This is a genomic window from Oscillibacter valericigenes, from assembly GCF_016902445.1.
Classification (GTDB): domain Bacteria; phylum Bacillota; class Clostridia; order Oscillospirales; family Oscillospiraceae; genus Oscillibacter; species Oscillibacter avistercoris.
Window position 1 is genome coordinate 1 of the sequence record NZ_JACSNX010000030.1, and the last position, 23,204, is coordinate 23,204.

At 63.7% G+C, this 23,204-nt stretch carries 17 protein-coding genes; 12 read left to right on the top strand and 5 right to left on the bottom strand.

From position 1 onward, the window contains the following. The 6 genes from H9X91_RS12920 to H9X91_RS12945 form a co-directional block, all read left to right on the top strand. A partial coding sequence (locus H9X91_RS12920; RefSeq protein ID WP_275552542.1) for an NAD(P)-dependent oxidoreductase occupies window positions 1–311 on the top strand: 311 nt, incomplete at its 5' end. Between the two features lie 61 nt (window positions 312–372). Continuing rightward, complete coding sequence (locus H9X91_RS12925) at window positions 373–1,308, top strand: 3-hydroxyacyl-CoA dehydrogenase family protein (RefSeq protein ID WP_204805608.1); 936 nt, start codon at window positions 373–375, stop codon at window positions 1,306–1,308. A gap of 139 nt (window positions 1,309–1,447) precedes the next feature. After that, the gene (locus tag H9X91_RS12930) at window positions 1,448–2,122 is read left to right on the top strand and encodes a response regulator transcription factor (RefSeq protein WP_204805609.1); all 675 of its coding nucleotides are present in this window, start codon (window positions 1,448–1,450) and stop codon (window positions 2,120–2,122) included. 1 nt (window position 2,123) lies between these two features. Continuing rightward, window positions 2,124–3,038: a sensor histidine kinase gene (locus tag H9X91_RS12935; protein ID WP_204805610.1), complete on the top strand. Its 915-nt coding sequence runs from the start codon at window positions 2,124–2,126 to the stop codon at window positions 3,036–3,038. Window positions 3,039–3,261: 223 nt separating this feature from the next. After that, complete coding sequence (locus H9X91_RS12940) at window positions 3,262–3,933, top strand: ABC transporter ATP-binding protein (protein ID WP_204805611.1); 672 nt, start codon at window positions 3,262–3,264, stop codon at window positions 3,931–3,933. A gap of 5 nt (window positions 3,934–3,938) precedes the next feature. Next, window positions 3,939–6,599 (top strand): ABC transporter permease, encoded by a 2,661-nt coding sequence (locus H9X91_RS12945; RefSeq protein ID WP_204805612.1) that lies wholly within the window; start codon window positions 3,939–3,941, stop codon window positions 6,597–6,599. A 95-nt stretch (window positions 6,600–6,694) separates the two neighbouring features. On the opposite strand, the gene H9X91_RS12950 is transcribed toward H9X91_RS12945, so the two are convergent. The 5 genes from H9X91_RS12950 to H9X91_RS12970 form a co-directional block, all read right to left on the bottom strand. Then, a complete protein-coding gene (locus H9X91_RS12950; RefSeq protein ID WP_204805613.1) occupies window positions 6,695–8,098 on the bottom strand; it encodes a glutamate synthase subunit beta in 1,404 nt (467 codons plus the stop codon). Between the two features lie 14 nt (window positions 8,099–8,112). Then, window positions 8,113–12,642: a glutamate synthase large subunit gene (gene gltB / locus H9X91_RS12955; protein ID WP_204805615.1), complete on the bottom strand. Its 4,530-nt coding sequence runs from the start codon at window positions 12,640–12,642 to the stop codon at window positions 8,113–8,115. A gap of 49 nt (window positions 12,643–12,691) precedes the next feature. Continuing rightward, window positions 12,692–13,231, bottom strand: a complete 540-nt coding sequence (locus H9X91_RS12960) for an ANTAR domain-containing response regulator (RefSeq protein ID WP_204805617.1) — start codon at window positions 13,229–13,231, stop codon at window positions 12,692–12,694. A 31-nt stretch (window positions 13,232–13,262) separates the two neighbouring features. Next, window positions 13,263–14,591 carry a type I glutamate--ammonia ligase gene (gene glnA / locus H9X91_RS12965; protein ID WP_204805619.1) on the bottom strand — a complete coding sequence of 443 codons (1,329 nt, stop codon included), beginning with the start codon at window positions 14,589–14,591 and terminating at the stop codon, window positions 13,263–13,265. A 354-nt stretch (window positions 14,592–14,945) separates the two neighbouring features. After that, window positions 14,946–15,677 carry a GntR family transcriptional regulator gene (locus H9X91_RS12970; RefSeq protein ID WP_204805621.1) on the bottom strand — a complete coding sequence of 244 codons (732 nt, stop codon included), beginning with the start codon at window positions 15,675–15,677 and terminating at the stop codon, window positions 14,946–14,948. Window positions 15,678–16,176: 499 nt separating this feature from the next. On the opposite strand from H9X91_RS12970, the gene H9X91_RS12975 reads away from it, so the two are divergent. From H9X91_RS12975 to H9X91_RS13000, 6 genes are all read left to right on the top strand, one after another. Continuing rightward, on the top strand, window positions 16,177–17,193 hold the full coding sequence (locus tag H9X91_RS12975; RefSeq protein ID WP_243414558.1) for a Bug family tripartite tricarboxylate transporter substrate binding protein: 1,017 nt from the start codon (window positions 16,177–16,179) through the stop codon (window positions 17,191–17,193). A 97-nt stretch (window positions 17,194–17,290) separates the two neighbouring features. After that, window positions 17,291–17,746: a tripartite tricarboxylate transporter TctB family protein gene (locus H9X91_RS12980; protein ID WP_204805625.1), complete on the top strand. Its 456-nt coding sequence runs from the start codon at window positions 17,291–17,293 to the stop codon at window positions 17,744–17,746. Window positions 17,747–17,760: 14 nt separating this feature from the next. Continuing rightward, window positions 17,761–19,275 (top strand): tripartite tricarboxylate transporter permease, encoded by a 1,515-nt coding sequence (locus H9X91_RS12985; RefSeq protein WP_325193521.1) that lies wholly within the window; start codon window positions 17,761–17,763, stop codon window positions 19,273–19,275. A gap of 161 nt (window positions 19,276–19,436) precedes the next feature. After that, complete coding sequence (locus H9X91_RS12990; protein WP_204805627.1) at window positions 19,437–20,156, top strand: DUF362 domain-containing protein; 720 nt, start codon at window positions 19,437–19,439, stop codon at window positions 20,154–20,156. A gap of 18 nt (window positions 20,157–20,174) precedes the next feature. Beyond that, entirely contained in the window at window positions 20,175–20,819 is a 645-nt protein-coding gene (locus H9X91_RS12995; RefSeq protein ID WP_204805629.1) for a hypothetical protein, read from the top strand. A 254-nt stretch (window positions 20,820–21,073) separates the two neighbouring features. Then, window positions 21,074–23,155: an elongation factor G gene (locus tag H9X91_RS13000; RefSeq protein ID WP_204805631.1), complete on the top strand. Its 2,082-nt coding sequence runs from the start codon at window positions 21,074–21,076 to the stop codon at window positions 23,153–23,155. The last annotated feature ends 49 nt before the right edge of the window (window positions 23,156–23,204 follow it).

Here is a 23,204-nt window from a genome sequence, read left to right on the forward strand (position 1 = left end):
TCATCAACAAGGAGAACATCGCCAAGATGAAGGACGGGGTCATCATCATCAACAACAGCCGGGGGCAGATGGTGGTGGAGCAGGACCTGGCGGACGCCCTGAACAGCGGTAAGGTGGCTGCGGCGGGTCTGGACGTGGTGTCCACGGAACCCATCCGCGGGGACAACCCCCTGCTGAAGGCCAAGAACTGCATCCTCACGCCCCACATCTCCTGGGCGCCCAAGGAGAGCCGTCAGCGGATCATGGACTGCACGGTGGACAACGTGCGGGCGTATCTGGCCGGCAAGCCCATCAATGTGGTGAACCCGTAAGGGGGACCGCTGCCGGCGGACTGAAAACATGCGGCTCCGGCCGCGGGGAGGGAACAAACCCATGCAAGAGAAGATCGGCATTTACGGGACCGGGACCATCGGCAGCGGCCAGGCGACGCTGACCATTGGAAACGGCTGTGAAACGGTGGTCATCGGCCACTCCAAAGGCGGGCAGGAGCGGTGCCGCCGGGCGGTGGCCCGGAACTGGGACGACCTGATCGCCGCCGGCCTGGCCACGGAGGCCGCCAAGACGGCGGCGCTGGAGCGGATGACCATTACAGATGACCCGGCGGCGCTGGCGGGGTGCACCTTTGTGTTTGAGGCGGTCTCCGAGGACCTGGCGGTCAAGCGGCAGGTGTATCAGACCATCCGGACCCACGGCGGCGGGGACGTGATCATCGCCTCCTGCACATCGTCCCTGGGGGCGGAGGAGCTGGGGGACCTGTGCGGAGACCCCGAACACTTTCTGGTGGCCCACCCCTTCCAGCCGGTGCATCTGCAGCCGCTGGTGGAGGTGGTGCCCTGCGGCGCCACCACGGAGGACACCATGGCCCGGGCGAAAGCCCTGCTGGAGCGCCTGGGCCGGCAGGTGGTCACACTGAAGAAAAGTGTGCCGGGCTTTCTGGTGAACCGCTTTGCCCAGGCGTTGTTCCGGGAGTCCCTGGATCTGCTGGAAAAGGACGTGGCTACGCCGGCGGACATTGACCGGGCGGTAAAATACGCCGTGGGGATGCGGTACGCCTCCATCGGCCTGCTGGAGTATTTTGACGCCGTGGGCTTTGAGCTGGAGCGGGCCATCGCCGAAAATGTCTACCCCACTCTCTGCAACACGGACAAGATCCAGAAAATCGTCTCCGACGGTATCCGGGACGGCCGCACCGGCCAGAAGGCCGGGGAGGGGCTGTACCGGTGGGACGAGGATTCCCTGGCGGACTTCCGGGGCCGGCTGCAGGAGCCCTTTTTGAAGAGCGTGGAAAACTGGACCGCCCGCAAGTGAAAAAAACGGCCCCGCCGGACAGCGCTTTCTGCCTGCCCGGCGGGGTTTTTCTGTCCGGGGCGGGATTTTGGTTGCGTCTTTCGCCGGCGGTTGCTATACTGATATACGATTTGGAAACCGACAGAGAGGGGATCTCACAATGCATGAACTGCTGCTGGTGGAGGATGACGACGCCCTGGGCCGGGGCATCCGTCTGGCACTGGAGGGCGGCGGCCTGCGGGTGACCGTGTGCCGCACCCTGGCGGAGGGCCGCCGGACCCTGGAGGACGGGGCCTTCGACCTGCTGATCCTGGACGTCAATCTGCCGGACGGGAACGGACTGGACTTCCTCCGCACCCTCCGGAGGGAGCACGCCGTCCCGGTGATCCTGCTGACCGCCAACGATCTGGAGACGGACATCGTGGCGGGGCTGGAGCTGGGGGCGGACGACTACATCACCAAGCCCTTCTCCCTGGCAGTGCTGCGGGCCCGGGTCAACGCCCAGCTCCGCCGGGGGACACCGGCCGCCGCCCGCTACGAGGCGGAGGGGCTGTCCCTGGATTTTGACCGGATGGAGTTCCAGCGGGACGGGCAGCCGGTGGAGCTGAGCAAGACCGAGCAGAAGCTGCTGCGGCTGCTGGTGGAGAACCGGGGCCGCACCCTCACCCGGGCCCAGCTGGTGGACCGGATCTGGACCGACGGGGCGGCGTATGTGGATGAGAACGCCCTCTCCGTCACGGTGAAGCGGCTGCGGGACAAGCTGGAGGAGACCCCCTCCAGGCCCCGGTTCATCAAGACCGTGTACGGCCTGGGCTACACATGGGCGGTGAACTGACATGACAGTGGAATACGGCCCCTTGGCCCGGGCGGTCCTGGCCCTGCTGGCGGCAGCGGGCATCGCCCTCTGGACCCATCTCCGCTCCCGCCGGATGCTGGACACCCTGGACCGCATGCTGGACGACGCCATCCGGGGCGATTTTCAGGAGTCCCTCTATGACGAGAGCCGCCTCTCCGCCCTGGAGACCCGGATGGCCCACTATCTCTCCTCCAACACCGTGTCTGCCCGGAACCTGGCGGCGGAGAAGGACGCCATCAAGACCCTGATCGGGGACATCTCCCACCAGACGAAAACCCCCATCGCAAACCTGCTGCTGTACGCCCAGCTGCTGGCAGAGCAGGACCTGCCGCCGGAGAGCCGGGCCTACGTCTCCGCCCTGGAGGGGCAGGCGGAGAAGCTGCGCTTCCTCATCGACGCGCTGGTCAAGACCTCCCGACTGGAGAGCGGCATTCTCGCCATGACGCCGGTGGTCAACCCGCTCCAGAGTCTGCTGGACGGTGCGGCGGCCCAGGCCGCCCCCAGGGCAGAGGCCAGGGGCATCGCCCTCACGGTGGAGCCGACGGACCTGAGTGCCCGCTTCGACCCCAAATGGACCACGGAGGCCCTGTACAACCTGGTGGACAACGCCGTGAAGTACACCCCCACTGGCGGCAGCGTCACCCTCCGGGCCGTGGGGTACGAGCTGTTCTGCCGGATTGACATCACCGACACCGGCCCCGGCATCCCGGAGGCGGAGCAGGCGAAGATCTTCCAGCGGTTCTACCGCTCCCCCTCCGTCAGCGGGGAGGAGGGCGTGGGCATCGGCTTGTACCTGGCCCGGCAGATCGCCGCCGGCCAGGGCGGATATCTCAAAGTCACCAGCCGCCCGGGGGAGGGGAGCACCTTCTCCCTGTTCCTGCCCAGAGTAGAGTGAAGCGCAATGAGGAATTAGGAATTAGAAATGAGGAGTTAGGAATTTTGGTGTCCGGCGGCGCCGGACAAATTGAAATCGCCGCCTTCGGCGGCTCCACAATTCCTCATTCCTAACTCCTAATTCTTTCAAACCTGTTAGATTTCAGAAAGAATGTGGAAAGATTTCTTTGGTACAGTCTGTATTGTCGAAAGGCAATACAGACTTTTTCCTGGAGGAATGTGCTATGACGATTTTGGAAACGAAGGATCTGCGGAAGGTCTACGGCTCCGGCGATACGGAGGTCCGGGCCTTGGACGGGGTGGACCTGACGGTGGAAAAGGGCGAGTTCGTGGCGGTGGTGGGTACCTCCGGCTCCGGCAAGTCCACCCTGCTCCACATGCTGGGGGGCCTGGACCGGCCCACTTCCGGCACCGTCACCGTGGACGGCAGGGAGCTCTCCGCCCTGAAAGATGAGGAACTGACCATCTTCCGGCGGCGGAAGATCGGCTTCGTGTTCCAGAACTACAACCTGGTGCCGGTGCTGAACGTGTATGAGAACATCGTCCTGCCCATCCAGCTGGATGGCAAGGCCCCGGACAGGGGCTATGTGGACCAGATCATCGAGACATTGGGGCTGGGGAACAAGCTCCAGAACCTGCCCAACAACCTCTCCGGCGGCCAGCAGCAGCGGGTGGCCATCGCCCGGGCCCTGGCGGCCAAGCCCGCCATCATCCTGGCGGACGAGCCCACCGGCAACCTGGACTCCGCCACCAGCCTGGACGTGATGGGCCTGCTGAAGGTCACCGCCCAGAAGTTCAGCCAGACCATCGTCATGATCACCCACAACGAGGAGCTGGCCCAGATGGCGGACCGGATCATCCGCATCGAGGACGGCCGGATCGTGGTGCGGGGGTGAAGGCCATGATGAAGGTATCCAACGGCAGGACCATCCGCCGCCTGGGCTGGCGGTCCATGAAGGCGGCGAAAACCCGCAACCTCATTGCCATTCTCGCCATCGCCCTGACCACGGTGCTGTTCACGTCCCTCTTCACCATCGCCATGTCCATCAACGACGGGTTCCAGCAGTCCAACTTCCGGCAGGTGGGCGGCTTCTCCCACGGCGGGTTCAAGTACCTGACGGAGGAGCAGTTCAACGAGCTGAAGGACGATCCCCGCATCGACCAGTGGGGCGTCCGGCGCTTCCTGGGCATGCCCACAGAGGTGCCCTTCAACAAGTCCCACGTGGAGGTGAGCTGGTGCGACGCCAATGACGCCCACTGGATGTACTGCGACCCCATCGAGGGCCGCCTGCCGGAAGAGGGCACCGACGAGGCCGCCACCGACACGGCGGTGCTGGAGCTGCTGGGGATCGAGCCAGAGATCGGCGCGAAATTCACCCTCACCTTTGACGTGGACGGCCGCACCACCACCCAGACCTTCACCCTCTCCGGCTGGTGGGAGCGGGACGAGGCTATCGTGGCCAGCCACGTCCTGATCCCGGAGAGCCGGGTGGACGCCGTCCTGGACGAGACGGGGGTGACCCCGCCCGGCAGCAACGGCATGATCGGCACCTGGAACCTGGACGTGATGCTGAAGAGCGGCTCCCGGCACATCGAGCAGGACCTGAGCCAGATCCTGGCCGACCACGGCTACCAGAGCGAGACCGCCGGGGATGACTACATCGACACCGGCGTCAACTGGGGCTACACCGGCGCCCAGCTCAGCGACAATCTGGATCCCATCGTGGTCGCCGCCATCGCCGCCATGCTGCTGCTCATTATCTTCACCGGGTACCTCATCATCTACAACGTGTTCCAGATCTCCGTCACAAACGATATCCGGTTCTACGGCCTGCTGAAGACCATCGGCACCACGCCCCGGCAGCTGGGCTGGATCATCCGCCAGCAGGCGCTGACGCTGTCCCTGGCGGGCATCCCCCTGGGGCTGATCGCGGGCTGGTTCATCGGCGGCCAGATCACGCCGGCCATTGTGTCCCAGCTGGAGGGGATCGTGCCCGTGACCTCCGTGAGCCCGGTGATCTTCATCGGGGCGGCGCTGTTCTCCCTGGTGACGGTGCTCCTCTCCTGCCGGAAGCCCGGCCGGGCGGCCGCCAGGGTCTCCCCCATCGAGGCGGTGCGGTACACCGAGGGCGGCACCATCAGGCGCAAGACGAAGAAGGGCCGCGGGGGCGTGTCCCTGCTGTCCATGGCCTGGGCCAACCTGGGCCGCAGCCGGGGCAAGACCGCCGTCACCGTCACGTCGTTGTCCCTGGCGGTGGTGCTGCTGACGGTGACCGTGAACTTCGCCAATGGCTTCGACATGGACAAGTATGTGTCCAACTTCACCGCCAGTGACTTCATCGTGGCGGACGCCGGGAAGTTCCAGAACAGCGTTCTGGATTTCACCGCCGACATGGCCGTGCCCCAGTCCGTCATCGACGACATCAGTGCCCAGGGCGGCATCACCGGCAGCGGCGTGATCTACGGCCAGACCTTCGGAGCCCTGGAGTACGTCACCGAGGACTGGTTCCGGCAGAACAAGGAGCGCTTCTACACCCCGGAGCAGATGGACAACCTGATCCGTCTGACCGAGCGGAACGAGGAGGGCCTGCTGGCCGACCGGATCCAGCTCTCCGGCATGAGTGATTTCGCCCTGGACCACCTGACGGTGCTGGATGGCGATCTGTCCAAGCTCTATGAGGACGGAGGCCAGTATGTGGCCGCCGTGTATGCCGACGACGACTACGGCAGCGCGGAACTGGACTCCCACTGGGCCCGGCTGGGGGACACCGTCACCGTCCGGTATGTGGAGGAGACGGCGTATGTGGACCCGGACACCGGAATCGCCTACGCCAGCCCGGAGGACGTGCCCGCCGGCGCCAACTGGGTGGCGCAGCCGGTGAAATACCGGGACGTGGAATATGAGGTGGCCGCCCTGGTGACAGTGCCCTCCGCCTTCTCCTACCGCTATTACGGCGCGGACGAGTTCATCCTGAACGACCAGACCTTCCTCCGGGACAGCGGCACGTCGGACGTCATGTACTACGCCTTCGACACCGCCGACGAGGCCAATGACGCCATGGAGGAATTCCTCCGGGACTACACGGAGAACGTGAACCCCCAGTTCGACTACGAGAGCAAGGCCCTCTACGCTGCGGAGTTTGAGGGGATGCGCTCCATGTTCCAGCTGTGCGGCGGGGCCCTGAGCTTCATCGTGGGCCTGGTAGGAGTGCTGAACTTTTTCAACGCCATCCTCACCGGCATCATTGCCCGCAAGCGGGAGTTCGCCGTGCTCCAGTCCATCGGCATGACGGGCAGACAGCTGAAGGCTATGCTGGTGTACGAGGGACTGTTCTACGCCCTGGGGGCTGCGGTGATCTCCCTGATCCTGACCCTGGCACTGGGCCCGGTGGCCTTCACGGCGGTAGGGAGCCTGTTCTGGTTCTTCACCTACCGCCTGACCCTGACGCCGTTTTTGATCGTGGTGCCGGTGTTTGCCCTGCTGGGCGTGCTGGTGCCCCTGGCGGTGTACCGCTCCGTCTCCAAATCCACCATCGTGGAGCGGCTGCGGGAGGTGGACTGACCCGCCCCGGAAAGCCCCGAACCCCATAAGGAAGCGGCACGGCTCTTTCGAGCCGTGCCGCTGTTCTCTTCGGTCCGGTTTTCCGGAGGCAGACCTCAGACGCTGCGCTTCAGGTTCGTGTAGCCCACCAGATACTGGTCCACCTCCGCTGCGGCGGAGCGGCCCTCGGCGATGGCCCACACCACCAGGGACTGGCCCCGGCGCATGTCGCCGGCGGCGAACACCTTCTCCACGCTGGTGGCGTAGCTCCCCGGCGCCGTGCGGACCGTCTTGTCCGCCTCCACGCCGAAGGCGTCGCATACGCTTTTCTCGCACCCGGCAAAGCCGGTGGCGCCGATCAGCAGCTGGCAGGGGAGGGTGTCCCCCTCCGTGGTGGCCACGCCGGTGAGGGCTCCGCCCTCCCCGGTGACCAGGCTCTTCACCTGGACGCCGAACCGGCGGGGATCCCGGCCGGTAACGGCCAGGGCCTCTTCGTGGGCGTAGTCCGCCGGCAGCTGGCCCTGGGCGTCCAGATAGTCCGTTTGGGGACGGCGCACCAGCTGGGTCACGGACCGGCAGCCCTGCCGCAGGGCGGTGGCCACACAGTCGCTGGCGGTGTCGCCGGTGCCGATGATCACCACATCCAGTCCGGCGGCGGAGGGGATGTCCGTCTCCTCCTTGCCGAACTGGGCCCGCTCCACGGCGGACTTCAGGTACTCCGTGCCGTAGCACACGCCGGTGACGCCGGCGGTGTCCAGCCCCAGGGGCCGGGGCTCCCCGGCGCCGCAGCACAGCAGCACGGCGTCGTACTCGCTCATCAGCCGCCGGGCGGTGGCTTCGTCCGACGCGTCCAGCCCGCAGACGAAGGTGACGCCCTCGTCGGTCATCAGGTCGATCCGCCGCTGGACCACGTCCTTGGGCAGCTTCATGTTGGGGATGCCGTACATCAGCAGGCCGCCGGGCCGTTCCGCCCGCTCCACCACCGTCACCAGGTGGCCCCGGTGGTTCAGCTGGTCCGCCGCCGCCAGGCCCGCCGGGCCGGAGCCCACCACGCAGACCTTCTTCCCGGACCACTGGGGCGGACGGCGGGGGCGCATCCGGCGGCTGGCGAAGGCGTCTTCAATGACGCTGAGTTCGTTGTCCCGAATGGTGATGGGGTCCCCGTAGATGCTGCAGACGCAGGCGTGCTCACAGGGGGCAGGGCACACCCGGCCGGTGAACTCCGGAAAGTTGTTGGATTTCAGCAGCCGGCTGAGGGCGTGGCCCCAGTTGCCGGAGAGGATCATGTCGTTCCACTCCGGGATCAGGTTGTGGAGGGGGCAGCCGAAGGTGCTGCCCTCATACACCATCCCCGTCTGGCAGAAGGGGACGCCGCAGTTCATGCAGCGGGCCCCCTGCTGGCGCCGGAATTCCTCCGGCAGGGGGAGATGGAATTCCGCCCAGTCATGGACCCGCTCCGCCGCGGGCCGGCAGGCGTCCTCCCGGCGGGCATATTCCAAAAAACCAGTGGGTTTTCCCATGTCGTCCAGCCTCCTTAAGCTCTGGTATTGGCGTAGAACGCCTCGATCTCCGCCTGCTGGCGGCTCATGCCCTTTTCCTCATACTGGGCGATGGACCGGAGCATCCGGTCGTAGTCCCGGGGCATGACCTTCTTGAAGCAGGGGATATAGGAGTGGAAGGCCGCCAGGATCTTCTTGCCCCGGGGGGAGCCGGTGGCGGCCACATGGGCCTCGATGAGGGAGCGGAGCTCGGCGATGTCGTGGGGCTCCGTCAGGGTGTCCGTCATCACCTGGTCCTTGTTGAGGCGCATATAGAGGTCGTGGTGCTCATCCAGCACATAGGCGATGCCGCCGGACATGCCGGCCGCAAAATTTTTGCCTGTGGTGCCCAGGATCACCACCCGGCCGCCGGTCATATACTCGCAGCCGTGGTCCCCCACGCCCTCCACCACGGCGACGGCGCCGGAGTTGCGGACACAGAACCGCTCGCCGGCGCAGCCGTTGATAAACGCCTGGCCGGAGGTGGCGCCGTACAGGGCCACGTTGCCCACGATGATGTTTTCGCCGGGGTCAAAGGTGCTGCCCTTGGGCGGGTACAGCACCAGCCTGCCGCCGGAGAGGCCCTTGCCCAGCCCATCGTTGCAGTCGCCCTCCAGTTCCAGGGTCAGTCCCTTGGGGATGAAGGCGCCGAAGGACTGTCCCCCGCCGCCGTGGCAGGTGATGACGTAGCTGTCGTCCGGCAGGGTGTCGCCGCACTGCCGGGTGATCTCAGAGCCGAACAGGGTGCCGAAGGCCCGGTCTGTGGAGGAGACCTGCAGGTCCAGCCGGCCGGTCTTCTTGGCTTTCAGGCTCTTGCCCAGCTTGGCCAGCAGCACGCTCTCGTCCAGAGTCCGCTCCAGATGGAAGTCGTAGACGTCCTTGGGGTCAAAGTGGGCGGTCCGGCTCTGCCAGGGATTCTCCAGCAGGCTGCGGAGGTCCAGGGTCTCCGCCCGGTGGGTCACCAGGTTCTCCCGGACCCGCAGCAGGTCGCTGCGGCCCACCAGCTCGTCCACGGTGCGGATGCCTAAGGCCGCCATATACTCCCGCAGCTCCTGGGCCACGAATTCCATGAAGTTCACCACGTACTCCGGCTTGCCGGAGAAGCGCCTGCGCAGCTGGGGATTCTGGGTGGCGATGCCCGCCGGGCAGGTGTCCAGGTTGCACACCCGCATCATGCAGCAGCCCAGGGCCACCAGAGGGGCGGTGGCAAAGCCGAACTCCTCCGCCCCCAGCATGCAGGCGATGGCCACGTCCCGGCCGGTCATCAGCTTGCCGTCGGCCTCCAGGGCCACGTGGCTCCGCAGGCCGTTGGCGATGAGGGCCCGGTGGGCCTCCGCCACGCCCAGCTCCCAGGGCAGGCCCGCCCCGTGGATGGAGCTGCGGGGGGCGGCGCCGGTGCCGCCGTCATGGCCGGAGATCAGCACCACCTGGGCGCCGGCCTTGGCCACACCGGCGGCGATGGTGCCGACCCCCGCCTCGCTGACCAGCTTCACGCTGATGCGGGCGCGGCGGTTGGCGTTTTTCAGGTCGTAGATCAGCTGGGCCAGATCCTCGATGGAGTAGATGTCGTGGTGGGGCGGCGGGGAGATCAGCGTCACCCCCGGCGTGGAGCACCGGGTCTTGGCGATCCAGGGGTAGACCTTCTTGCCGGGCAGGTGGCCGCCCTCGCCGGGCTTGGCCCCCTGGGCCATCTTGATCTGGATCTCCTGGGCGCTAGTCAGGTACGCGCTGGTGACGCCGAACCGGCCCGAAGCCACCTGCTTGATGGCGGAGCAGCGCTCGTCCTTGAGCCGCTCGGCGTCCTCGCCCCCCTCGCCGGAGTTGGACTTGCCGCCGATCCGGTTCATGGCGACGGCCAGGCACTCGTGGGCCTCCTGGGAGATGGAGCCGTAGCTCATGGCGCCGGTCTTGAACCGGCGGACGATGGACGCCACGGGCTCTACCTCGTCGATGGGGATGCCGCCGTTCTCATCGAAGTGGAGATCCAGCAGGCCCCGCAGGGTGTGGGGCTTGGCGGGCTCATCCACCAGGGCGGAGTACTCCTTGAAGGTCTCATAGCTGCCCTCCCGGACGGCCTTCTGCAGCAGCAGAATGGTCCGGGGGTTGTACATGTGGTCCTCCTTGTCGGGGCCGGAGCGCAGCTGATGGATGCCGGTGGAGTCCAGGGAGGTGTCGTAGCCCAGCCCCAGGGGATCGAAGGCCTGGTTGTGGTTCCACTCCACGCCCTCCTCGATCTCCGCCAGGCCGATGCCCTCCACCCGGCTGACGGTGTTGGTGAAGTACCGGTCCACCACGTCCCGGTTGATGCCCAGGCACTCGAAGATCTGGGCGGACTGATAGGACTGGATGGTGGAGATGCCCATCTTGGAGGCGATCTTCACGATGCCGTGGAGGATGGCGCTGTTGTAGTCGTTGACGGCGGCGGTGGGGTCCTTGTCCAGCATCCCCAGGGACACCAGCTCCTCCACGCACTCCTGGGCCAGATAGGGGTTGATGGCCTGGGCGCCGTAGCCTAAGAGGGTGGCGAAGTGGTGGACGTCCCGAGGCTCCGCGCTCTCCAGGATCATGGAGACGGCGGTGCGCTTTTTTGTCCGCACCAGGTACTGCTCCAGGGCGGAGACCGCCAGCAGGGAGGGGATGGCCACGTGGTTTTCGTCCACCCCCCGGTCTGACAGGATCAGGATGTTAGCGCCGTTCTTGTAGGCCCGGTCCACGTTGACGAACAGCCGGTCCAGGGCATTGGCCAGGGGAGACCCCTTGTAGTACAGCAGGGAGATGGTCTCCACATGGAAGCCGGGCCGGTCCATGTACCGGATCTTCATCAGGTCCAGAGAGGTGAGGATGGGGTTGTGGATCTGGAGCACCGTGCAGTTTTCCGGCCGCTCCTCCAGCAGATTGCCGCCGGAGCCTGCGTACACGGTGGTGTCGGTGACGATCTCCTCCCGGATGGCGTCCATGGGCGGGTTCGTCACCTGGGCGAACAGCTGCTTGAAGTAGCTGAACAGAGGCTGGTGCTTTTCCGACAGCACCGCCAGCGGCGTGTCCACGCCCATGGCGGAGGTGGGCTCCGCCCCGTCCCGGGCCATGGGGAGGATGGCGTCCTTCACCTCCTCATAGGTGTAGCCGAAGGCCTTGTACAGCCGATCCCGCCGCTCCTGGTCGTACCGTTCCACCCGCCGGTTGGGAATGGGAAGGTCCCGCAGGTACACAAGGTGGGCATCCAGCCACTCGCCGTAGGGCTGCTGGCGGGCGTACCGCTCCTTGACCTCGGTGTCGTCCACCAGCCGCCTGGCGGTGAGATCCGCCAGCAGCATCCGTCCCGGCTGCAGGCGGGATTTCTTCACGATCTTCTCCGGCGGGATATCCAGCACGCCCACCTCGGAGGACAGGATCAGCTGGTCGTCCGTGGTGAGATACCACCGGCAGGGCCGCAGGCCGTTCCGATCCAGCACGGCGCCCACCACGTCGCCGTCGGAGAACACGATGGCCGCCGGGCCGTCCCAGGGCTCCATCATGGTGGCGTAGTAGTGGTAGAAGTCCCGCTTCTCCCGGCTCATCTTCCGGTCATTGGCCCAGGGCTCCGGGATGCACATCATCACCGCCTGGGGCAGGGGGATGCCGTTCATCATCAGGAATTCCAGGGTGTTGTCCAGCATGGCGGAGTCGGACCCGCTCTGGTCCACCACCGGCAGGATCTTGTCCATGTCCGCCTCCAGCACGGCTGAGTGCATGGTCTCCTCCCGGGCCAGCATCCGGTCCACATTGCCCCGGATGGTGTTGATCTCGCCGTTGTGGAGGATATAGCGGTTGGGGTGGGCCCGCTCCCAGCTGGGGTTGGTGTTGGTGGAGAACCGGGAGTGGACCAGGGCCAGGGCGCTCTCACAGTCCGGGTCCTCCAGGTCGGCGTAGAACTTCCGCAGCTGGCCCACCAGAAACATGCCCTTGTACACGACGGTCCGGCTGGAGAAGGAGGGGATATAGGTGTTCACATTGGACTGCTCAAACTCCCGGCGGACCACATACAGCCGCCGGTCGAAGTCCAGCCCCCGGGCGCAGTCCGCAGGGCGCCGCACAAAGCACTGGCAGATATGGGGCATGCAGTCCAGGGCCTTTTGCCCCAGCACCTCCGGATGGGTGGGCACGTCCCGCCAGCCCAGGAACTCCAGACCTTCCTTGGCGGTGATGATCTCCAGCATCTTCTGGGCCTGGGCACGCTTCAGGGCGTCCGTGGGGAAGAAGAACACCCCCACACCGTAGTCCCGGGGGCCGCCCAGAGCAATGCCTGCCTCAGCGGCGGCCTTCACCATCAGCCGGTGGGGCACCTGGATCATCAGGCCCACGCCGTCGCCGGTCTCGCCGGAGGCGTCCTTGCCGGCCCGGTGCTCCAGCTTTTCCACGATCTTCAGGGCATTGTCCACGGTGACGTGGGACGGCGTCCCCTTCAGGCTCACCACGGCGCCGATGCCGCAGGCGTCGTGTTCCGCACGGGGATCATATACATTGGTTCTTTTCTGGTTCGGTTCCATGACCGGAGACCCTCCATTCCTTTTGTTACTTCATTTCCGGCGCTCCGCCTCAGACGGTATAGTGTTCCAGCACCAGCCGGGCGGTATCCGCCAGCTTCGCACCGGTGTCCATGCTGCGCTTCTGGAGAAAGCGGTGGGCCTCCGCCTCGCTCATGCGGTTGACCTCCATCAGCAGCTCCTTGGCCCGGCGGATCAGCCGCAGCTCTTCCTCATCCCGCTGGGGCTGGGGATGGCGGGGGCGCCGGGCCTCCCGCCGGCAGAGCATATCCAGCGTGGCGAAAAACTCCGACCGGGCGGCGGGGGTGGGCAGCTTGAACAGGTTCTCCCCCTCGCACAGATCCAGGTGGGCGGCGGAGGCCAGCACCAGCAGCACGGCGGTGCCCCGCAGACTGGCGGCCACCTCATTGGCCGTCATGTCCCGGAATTTGAAGCCGCAGACCACCACGGCCCCGCCCAGCTTCCGGACGGTGCGGATGGTCTCGCCTCCGCTGACGCAGCAGGCGGCGGGAGAGCAGCCGGCAGACTCCAGCAGCCGCAGGATGCGGCGCTGGGCTTCCTCGTGGGAAAATGCCACCACGATCCGGTCCATGCGCTCTCCCTCCTCTCACGGCGCTGTTGTCTCAGCAGGTCACCAAATACTGGTCCAGCTCCCACTGGGTCACCTGGGCGCGGTACTGCTCCCACTCCCGCAGCTTGCCGGTGACATACTGGTTCGTCACATGCTCGCCCAGGGCGGCGGTGACCACGCTGTCCGCCTCCAGGGCGTGGATGGCTGCCTCCAGAGAGGCGGGCAGCCGCCGGACCCCCTGAGCCTCCAGATCCGCCGCGATGGCGTAGAGGTTCTCGTTGTTCTCCGCCGGCGGCGTCAGCCGGCGCTGGATGCCGTCCAGCCCGGCGGCCAGGCACACGGCGAAGGCCAGGTACGGATTGCAGGAGGGGTCCGGGCTCCGCAGCTCCACCCGGGTGCCCGCCCCCCGGGGCGTGGGGATGCGGATCAGGGCGGAGCGGTTGCCGGTGGACCAGGCCAGGTGGCAGGGGGCCTCATAGCCGGGCACCAGCCGCTTGTAGCTGTTCACCAGCGGATTGGTGACGGCGCAGAAGCCCTGTACGTGGTCCAGCAGCCCGGCGATGAACTGATAGGCCAGGAGAGACAGCTTCCGGGGGTCCGCCGGGTCGTAAAAGGCGTTCTGCCCATCCCGGAACAGGGACATGTTCACATGCATCCCGCTGCCGGCGGCGCCGCAGACGGGCTTGGGCATGAAGGTGGCGTGAAGGCCGTTCTTCTGGGCCAGGGTCTTCACCGCCAGCTTGAAGGTCATGATGTTGTCTGCCGCCTGCAGGGCCTCGGTGTACTTGAAGTCGATCTCGTGCTGGCCGGCGGCCACCTCGTGATGGCTGGCCTCGATCTCAAAGCCCATCTCCTCCAGGCACAGGCAGATCTCCCGCCGGGTGGACTCGCCGTGGTCCAGAGGCCCCAGGTCGAAATAGCCCGCCTCGTCGCTGGTCTTTGTGGTGGGCCTGCCGTCCTCGTCGGTCTGGAACAGGAAGAACTCCAGCTCCGGCCCGGCGTTGAAGGTGAGGCCCATCTCCCCGGCCCTGGCCAGGGCCCGCTTCAGCACGCCCCGTGGGTCCCCCACAAAGGGGGTGCCGTCGGGATTGTGGACGTCGCAGATCAGCCGGGCCACCTTGCCGTACTGGGGCCGCCAGGGCAGGATGGCGAAAGTGTCCAGGTCCGGCCAGAGATACTGGTCCGATTCCTCGATGCGGACGAACCCCTCGATGGAGCTGCCGTCCATCATGATCTGATTGTCCAGGGCCTTTTCGATCTGGGAGGCCGTGATGGCCACATTTTTCATCTGGCCGAAGATGTCCGTGAACTGCATGCGGATGAACTGGATGTCCTCCTCCCGGACCAGGCGGAGGATGTCCTCGCGTGTGTATTTGCCCATGGCAGAAACCTCCAGAACAGGAAAATTTGATTTATCACTTTAAGGCGATGAATACCCGGAAAACAGAAAAAGAGCGCAAGACGACAGCAAGAGTACGCCTTTGTGCTCCTTGTGAGAAATTATACGATTGTCCGTCCCGTGCTGTCAATGGTTTTTGCCCGGCGGAGCGGGCGGGAAGGGAAATTTTCGCTCTTCTGCACAGGGAGAGGAAGCCCGAAACGAAGGAGGCTGGGGGGATTGACGGGGAGCATCTGATACTCAGTAAGCAAGTTTACTTGTATAAAGCATTGGAATGGAAAAAGAGTCTGCAGCTGGCAACAACAGACGCAGACTCTTTCTGTGATTGATAGGTGCTTATTCCCGGGAGCGGTCAGGATGCAGATATAGACCAATGATCTTATCGTCCAAATGATACATCTCCTGGCAGCGACGGCAGACAGCATTGGCATAGGCGGTCTGATCCCTCTGACGGAGACAATCAATCAATGTGGAGTGATAGGAGATCCGCTGGACCGTATCATCTGAATTGTTTTGTAGATGGATCAGATGAATGCGAAAGTAAATTTCCTGCTGGTACTTACTCAGTAGCTCATTTTTGGCGATTTCCGTGATTCCAAGGTGGAAACTGCGGTCAGCTGTAATCCTGGCGCACAGGTCTCCGGTTTTGTTCTGCACTTCACAGGTATCCGCTAGTTGTTGCAAATGGGCGAATTCGGCATCGCTGCCATAGTAGATGGCCAGATGCCCAGACAGAATATCTTGAGACATCCGGACAACACCCAACTTCTTGATCATTTCTGCTGTAAAATAGGTTACTTCCGCATATCGTTTGGGGTAGATGGTAATCAATCCCTCGCTGCTGAGTTTGCGAAGCGCTTCCCGAACAGGGGTGCGGCTTGTTTGGAGCAGGGTGGCCAGTTCATCTTCCATCAACTTCTGCCCCGGCTTTAAAATGTTGTGAAAGATCATATCACGGATCTGCAGGTAGACCTGTTCGTTTTTAGGACGGGATGCTCGTCCGCCACGGCGTTCATTTTCGGTGAAGGAAAAGGAGATTTCAGAGGAGGAAAACGATGGACACTTCATATGACTACTCAGCCTTTCATCAATTCAATTCCAAAAAAATATGTGTTGATTATAGATACTGATAAAGATTTGCGCTTGGGCAAAACCCAAAAGGGATGAGTTCGACAGCCATGAGGAAAATAAGGGGAAGGTAAACAGTAGAAAAATTCCAAATTTTCATACATAAAGCGATGAAAAATACTTAACAAAAGTTCTATATAATGTATTTTACCATGAAACGAGCAGAAGTCTAGGAAAATTTTACAAAAAATGGAGCTTACGTCAAAGCAAAGAGAAAAAATATAAGAAATGCAAAATATAAAAAGTTAAGCGTGATATGAATTTGTTGTAATTGTAAAAAAACACAAAATAAATTTATCAATTTCACCGTTTTTGTATATTTTATCAAAAAAGCATTGACATCATATTTTCACGAGGATACAATTATATTATTAAAAATACTAAATAAAATTTAGTATACACAATATGAACTATTTTAAAGAAAGGAAGGCGTGTTGTGATGAGAAGGAAGATGCGGGGAACGGCACTGGTTTTGGCAGGACTGATGCTGCTGGCATCCACCGGCTGCGGCTCCGGCGGGCAGCCGGCCGCGGCGGACGGAACGGAGGAGACGGGGGCCTGGGCCCCCAGCGGCTCCATTGACTTTGTCTGTCCCTACAGCGCGGGCGGAGGATCGGACATCTATGCCCGGACCCTGGCCAACGTCATGTCGGACGGCGGGTATGTGGATGCCAACATCGTGGTCCAGAACCTCTCCGGAGGCGGCGGACTGGTGGGCACGGCCTATGTCTACGGCAAGCAGGGAGACAACTCCACCATCTGCACATATGCACCCGGCCAGCTGGCCAGCGCCATTGCCAACGACAGCGAGTACCAGTGGGACGACATCACCCAGATCGCCGTGCTGGCCTATGAGGACCAGACCATCTGTACCGCTGCCGGGGCCTTCGAGAGCCTGGACGACCTGATCGCCTACTCCAACGAGCACCCCGGCGAGGTCACCATCGGCGGCTGCGGCGTGGGCAACGAGGACAACGTCTGCGCCCTGATGCTGAACGAGGCGGCCGGAGCCAATGTCACCTATGTGCTCTATGACTCCGCCGGCGACATCCTGACCGCCATCCTGGGCGGGCATCTGACCGGCGGCATCTTCAATCCCTCCGAGTGCCAGGCCCAGCTGGAGGCCGGCGGCGTGGACTGCCTGGCATCCTTCAGCGCCGAGCCTCTGGAGAACATCCAGGGCTTTGAGGAAGTCCCCACCTGCTCTGAGCTGGGATATGACATCGACTTCCGGATGTTCCGGGGCCTGGCCGGCGCCCCCGGCATGAGCGACGCGGCCCTGACCTACTGGCAGGAGGTCTGCCGCCAGGTCTCTGAGGACCCGGCCTGGACGGAGGACTACCTGCTGGCCCGGGGCCTGACGCCCGCCTTCATCATCGGCGACGACCTGACGGCCTTTATGGAGGATCAGTATGAGACCTATTACAACGCCCAGAAGGAACTGGGACTGATCTGACAAAAGGGATACGCCCTGCCTCCTGCGGCCGGCCGGGGCGAAAGCCGCCGCGGCCGGCGCGGGCTCTGAAGAGAAGGATAAGGAAAGGAGAATTTTGATGCCTCTGATTATCGACGGGATCCTGCTGTGTGTCGGATCATACTGGTTCGTCACCTCGGTGACATCCCTGACCCTGTTTCAGGGCATGTCCATCGGCGGCGGACTGCTGCCGGCCTTCGCCTCTGGACTTCTGATCCTGCTGGTGATCATCGAGATCGTCAACACATTTCGGAAGGAAAAGATCGACAAGGCGTATTTTCAAAAGACCATACGGGATGTCAACTGGAAGGATATGATTCCCCTGGGGATCGGCGTTCTCTGCCTCATTGGCAGCTGGCTGATCGGCCTGTTTTTGACACTGACCGTGATGCTGTTCTGCTGGCTGAAGGTCCTGTCCAAATACAGCTGGAAGAAGTCGGCGGTCGTCACCGTGTGTGTCATGGCGTTCCTGTACGGCGTCTTCAAGCTCTGGCTCCAGCTGCCGCTGCCCCAGGGCCTGCTGGGACTGGTTTGAGAGGGGGCGGTCTTGTGGAGACATTGCAGCTGTTGTTTGAGGGGTTCGGAAACGCCCTGACGCCGGAGAACATCCTGATGACGGCCGGCGGCGGCATCCTGGGGATCCTGGTGGGTGCCATGCCCGGTATCGGCTCCCTGCTGGGGTGCGCCCTGCTGCTGCCGCTGACCTTCAAAATGAATCCGACATCCGCCATCATCATGCTGGCGGCCATCTACTACGGCAACATGTACGGAGGCGGCTACAGCGCCATTTTGCTGAACATCCCCGGCGACTCTCCCGCCATCATGACGGCCATGGACGGCTATCCCCTGATGCGGAAGGGCTATCCCGGAAAAGCCCTGTTCACGACGAATATGGCGTCCTTCTGCGGCGGCACCATCGGTATCCTGATCCTCACCTTCCTGGGCGTGGGGCTGGCGGATATCGGATTGCTGTTCGGCCCCAGCGAGATGGTGGCCGTGATGGTCCTGTCCCTGAGCAGCATCAGCTGGCTGCTGGGCGACTCCCCCACCAAGGGGCTGATCTCCACCATGCTGGGCATCATGATCGCCACCATCGGCACGGACGGCGCCACCGGCATGCCCCGGTTCACCTTCGGCAACATCAGCCTGCTGTCCGGCGTGCTGCTGGTGCCCCTGGTCATCGGCGTGTTCGGATTCAGCCAGGTCATGCAGATGAGCCATGCGAAGGAGACAGATTACACCGAGCTGAAATCCACCAAACTCCGTATCCGGGACGCCGTCATCACCAAGAAAGAGGCGAAATACTGCGCTCCGATTGTCCTCCGCTCTGGCGTGGTGGGCACTGTGGTGGGCATCCTGCCCGGCTCCGGCGCCACCATCGCCGCCTTCCTGTGCTACCTGATGAATAAGAAGGTCAGCAAGCGGGGCAAGGAGTTCGGCACCGGCATCCCGGACGGCATCGCCGCCTCCGAGGCTGCCAACAACGCTGCCGCCGCCGGCGCGTTCGCCCCGTTGCTGGCCCTGGGCATCCCGGGCTCCGGCACGGCGGCCGTGCTGCTGAGCGGCCTGATGATGTGGGGCCTGACCCCCGGCCCGCAGCTGTTCACGGATGAGCCGGAGTTCTGCTGGGGCCTGATCTCCAGCATGTACGTGGGCAACATCCTCTGCCTGGCCATGGGCATGCTGATGATCCCCCTGCTGGTGCGGCTGATCAGCGTCCCCTCCAAGCTCATCTCCCCGGTGGTGGTCACCCTCTGCTTCATCGGCGCCTTCGCCGCCTCCAACGAGGTGAACAACCTCTACGTGATGCTGCTGGGCGGTCTGGCCGGCTACTTCATGAACAAGTATGACTATCCCACCGCGCCCATGCTGCTGGCCTTCGTGCTGACGCCCACCATCGAGAAGAACCTCTACCGCGCCCTGATGGTGAACAACGGCAGCCTCTCCATTTTCTGGGAGCGGCCCATCACCCTGGGCCTGCTGATCGCCACAGTCGCCCTGATGGTGGCTCCAGTCGTGCTGAAGGCCGTGAGAAAGGGCAAGAAGGCGGAAGCGCAGCAGTGATCAAGCTTTCCGGGGAGGAGCGGCCCCGTGAACCGGCGCCGCTCCTCCCTGGCCCTTCGGGTCCCGCTTGTTGGAAGATCCCCGGCGGCGGAATTTATTTTTCCCCATCTATGTACACAAAATCGAAATATGTATATTTAAAAGAAAGAAGGGACATCGGTATGTACATCGATCAAGAGGCCTGTGTGGGCTGCGGACTGTGTGTTCCGTACTGCCCGGTAGGTGCCATCAGCGTCTCTGGCCGCAAGGCGGTGATCGACGCAGACGCCTGTGTGGAGTGCAGCTGCTGCCGGCGCAGCAGAGTCTGCCGCAAGGACGCCATCTGCCAGGAGGAGCTGAAGATGCCCCGGGCGGTCCGCTCGGTGATGAGCGACGTGTTCACCATCTTTGAGGACACCGGCGTCAGCGGCCGGGGCACGGAGGAGATGAAGACCAATGAGGTCACCGGCCGCTTCAAGCCCGGCTGGGTGGGCATGGCGCTGGAGGCGGGCCGCCCCATTGCCGCCGCCACGTTCCGCCAGGTGCAGGAGATCGCAGTGGCCCTGGCCGGCACGGGGCTGGTGGAGTTTGAGACCTGCAATCCCATCACCCAGATGATGAAGGACAACAGGACCGGGTACTTCCGGGAGGATATCCTGGATGAGCGGGTCTACTCCGCCATCCTGGAGTTTTCGGTCCCTGTGGAGCGGCTGGCAGAGGTCCTGGCGCTCTGCAAGGAGATCGCCGCAAAGACTTCGACCGTATTCAGCCTGGATGTCTCCAGCGTCACGCTGGGCGGCCAGGACCAGGCCGTTCGGGAGATCATGGAGGGGGCCGGCTTTTCCGTGCGGCCCAACGGCAAGGTGAATCTCGGCCTGGGCCGGCCGCTGCACCAGTTTTGAGAAGGGGAGGGAAGAGACATGTCGCATACGCTGCATCGCCGGGGCTCCGTGGAGAGCCTGAAGGATGATATCGTCTTTCTGATGATGCCCGCTCACCGCTACAACGACGTGGATGTGCCGCAGGCAGAACTGGGCGCCCGCCTCCGCCGGTTCATGGAGCTGGGGATGGAGAAGGGCTGCATCTGCATCGGCAATGCCTCCACCGGCAACGAGTACACCCTGGGAGGAGAGCAGGGGGTGCTGGACTCCACGGTGGAGGGGGCCACCGTCCACTGCGTGTTTGACGACCAGGACAAGGCCATCGAATTTATGAAGGCGCTGAAGGAAGAGGACCTGGGGCTGAGCGTGGTGGTCTCCGGCCTGTTCGATATGCTGGGCGAGTGCTGCCGGAAGAGCGGGCTGACGCCCCACACGGTGGAGTACTCTCTGGGCGTCTGGGGCAGCACGTCCCAGCTGCCGCCGGAGCCGGTGCTGGAGATCAACACCATGTGCGGCCACGGCATGGTGTCCGTGGGCCGCATCCAGGATGTGATCGACAAGATCCAGAAGGGCCGCATGACCTGTGAAGAGGGCGGCAGGGAGCTGGGCAAGACCTGCACCTGCGGCATCTTCAACTGGAAACGGGCCGGGGAGATCCTGCAGCGGATCACCGGCGCCACCTGAAGGAACAGCCGGAGCGCCCCGCTTTCCGAGATCCGGATCGGAAAGCGGGGCGCTCTTCCTGCGGCCGGCGGCGGAATTTTGACGAGATGACGAAATTTCCCGGACTTTTTTCACGCTCCTGCCCAAAACGGGGAATGTGCCAAAATTTTTGTTGTATTGCACCGGCAAAGGTTGTATAATTTCTACATTAGGCATCCCCTGCGGCCGGCCTTCTCCGGCCGCGGCAACAGCACAACATAAGGAGTGGAACGAACATGAGCTATTCTGTACAAAACATCCGCAACGTCTGTCTGCTGGGCCACAGCGGAAACGGCAAGACCGCCCTGGCAGAGAGCCTGCTGTATATGACCGGTGCCATCGACCGCATGGGCCGGGGCGCGGACGGCAACACCGTCTGCGACTATGATCCGGAGGAGACCAAGCGGCAGATCTCCATCTCCACTGCTGTGGCGCCGCTGGAGTACAAGGGGTGCCGCATCAACGTGCTGGACACGCCGGGCGCCTTCGACTTCGCCGGCGAGGTGATCGAGGCCCTGCGGGCCGCCGACGCCGCCATCATCGTCTGCTCCGCCAAGGACGGCGTGTCCGTGGGCCTGGAGAAGGCGTGGAAATACTGCGAGGAGCGGAACATGCCCCGCTTCATCTATATCTCCAAGACCGACGAGGACAACAGCGACTACAACGCCACCTTCGAGGCCCTGCGGGCCCGGTTCGGCAACAAGATCGCCCCCCTGGTGGTGCCCATCTGGGACGAGGGCAAGAAGGTCACCGGCATCATCGATGTGCTGAACAAGCGCGCCTATGAGATGCAGGATCTGAAGCGGGTGGAGATCGACATCCCCGAGGGCAAGGACGCCGTCATCGAGGAGTTCAACAACGCCCTGAAGGAGTCCGTGGCCGAGACCAGCGAGGAATTCATGGACAAGTTCTTCGGCGGCGAGGATTTCACCTACGCCGAGATGATCCACGGCCTGCGCCAGGGCGTGCGGGAACTGAGCCTGTTCCCCGTGCTGTGTGGCTCCGCCGTCAACTGCATGGGCTCCCTGATGCTGCTGGACGACATCGTGGACCTGCTGCCCAACCCCATGGAGGGCAACTATCACAAGGCCACCCGCCAGGACGGCGAGACGGAGCCCTTCGTGGTCTCCCCCGGCGGCGTGCCCACGGCCTTCGTGTTCAAGACCGTCTCTGACCAATACGGCAAGTACAGCTTCGTCAAGGTCCTCTCCGGCACCCTGACGCCGGACCTGCCCATGGTCAATGCCCGCACCGGCGCCTCCGAGAAGCTGGGCCGCCTGTATGTCATGCGGGGCAAGAAGGCCACCGAGGTCAAGGAGCTGGGCTGCGGTGACATCGGCGCCATCGGCAAGATGGAGAAGGTCAAGACCGGCGATACCCTGTGCGACGCCCGCAAGGTCGTCGCCCTGAAGGAACTGCCCTTTGCTGAGCCCTGCTACTCCGTGGCCATCGTGCCCAAGAGCCGGGGCCAGGAGGACAAGATCGCCCAGGGCCTCAACAAGCTCAACGAGGAGGACCCCACCTTCTCCGTCACCAACAACGCCGAGACCCACCAGATGGTCCTGAACGGCTCCGGCGACATGCAGGTGGACGTGCTGGTCAGCAAGCTGAAGAGCCGCTTCAACGTGGAGGCGGAGCTGAAGCCCGTCCGGGTGCCCTACCGGGAAAAGATCCGCAAGACCGTCCAGAAGCAGGGCCGCCACAAGAAGCAGACCGGCGGCAGCGGCCAGTTCGGCGACGTGTGGATCCGGTTCGAGCCCCAGACAGAGCAGGACGATATGATCTTCGCCGAGGAGGTCTTCGGCGGCAGCGTGCCCAAGAACTTCTTCCCGGCGGTGGAAAAGGGCCTGCGGGAGGCCTGCGCCCACGGTCCCCTGGCGGGCTATCCCGTGGTGAACCTGAAGGCCGTGCTGTACGACGGCTCCTATCACCCGGTGGACTCCTCCGAAATCGCCTTTAAGACCGCTGCCCAGCTGGCCTACAAGGCCGCCCTGCCGGAGGCCAATCCCGTCCTGCTGGAGCCGGTGGGCGAGCTGAAGGTCACCGTGCCCGACAGCTATATGGGCGACGTCATCGGCGACCTGAACAAGCGCCGGGGCCGCGTCATGGGCATGGATCCCACCGGCGACGGCAGCCAGGTCATCACCGCCGAGGTGCCCATGGCCGAGATGGGCAGCTACGCCATCGACCTGCGGTCCATGACCCAGAGCCGGGGCAGCTTCACCTTCCACTTCGTCCGCTACGAGGACTGCCCGCCGGCAGCCCAGGAGAAGGCCATCGCCGAGGCGAAGGCCCTGCAGGCGGCGGAGGAGAAGTAAGAAAGGCAGTCCGCGCTTCTCCGCCGGGAGTCCGGCGTCCAAGCATTTT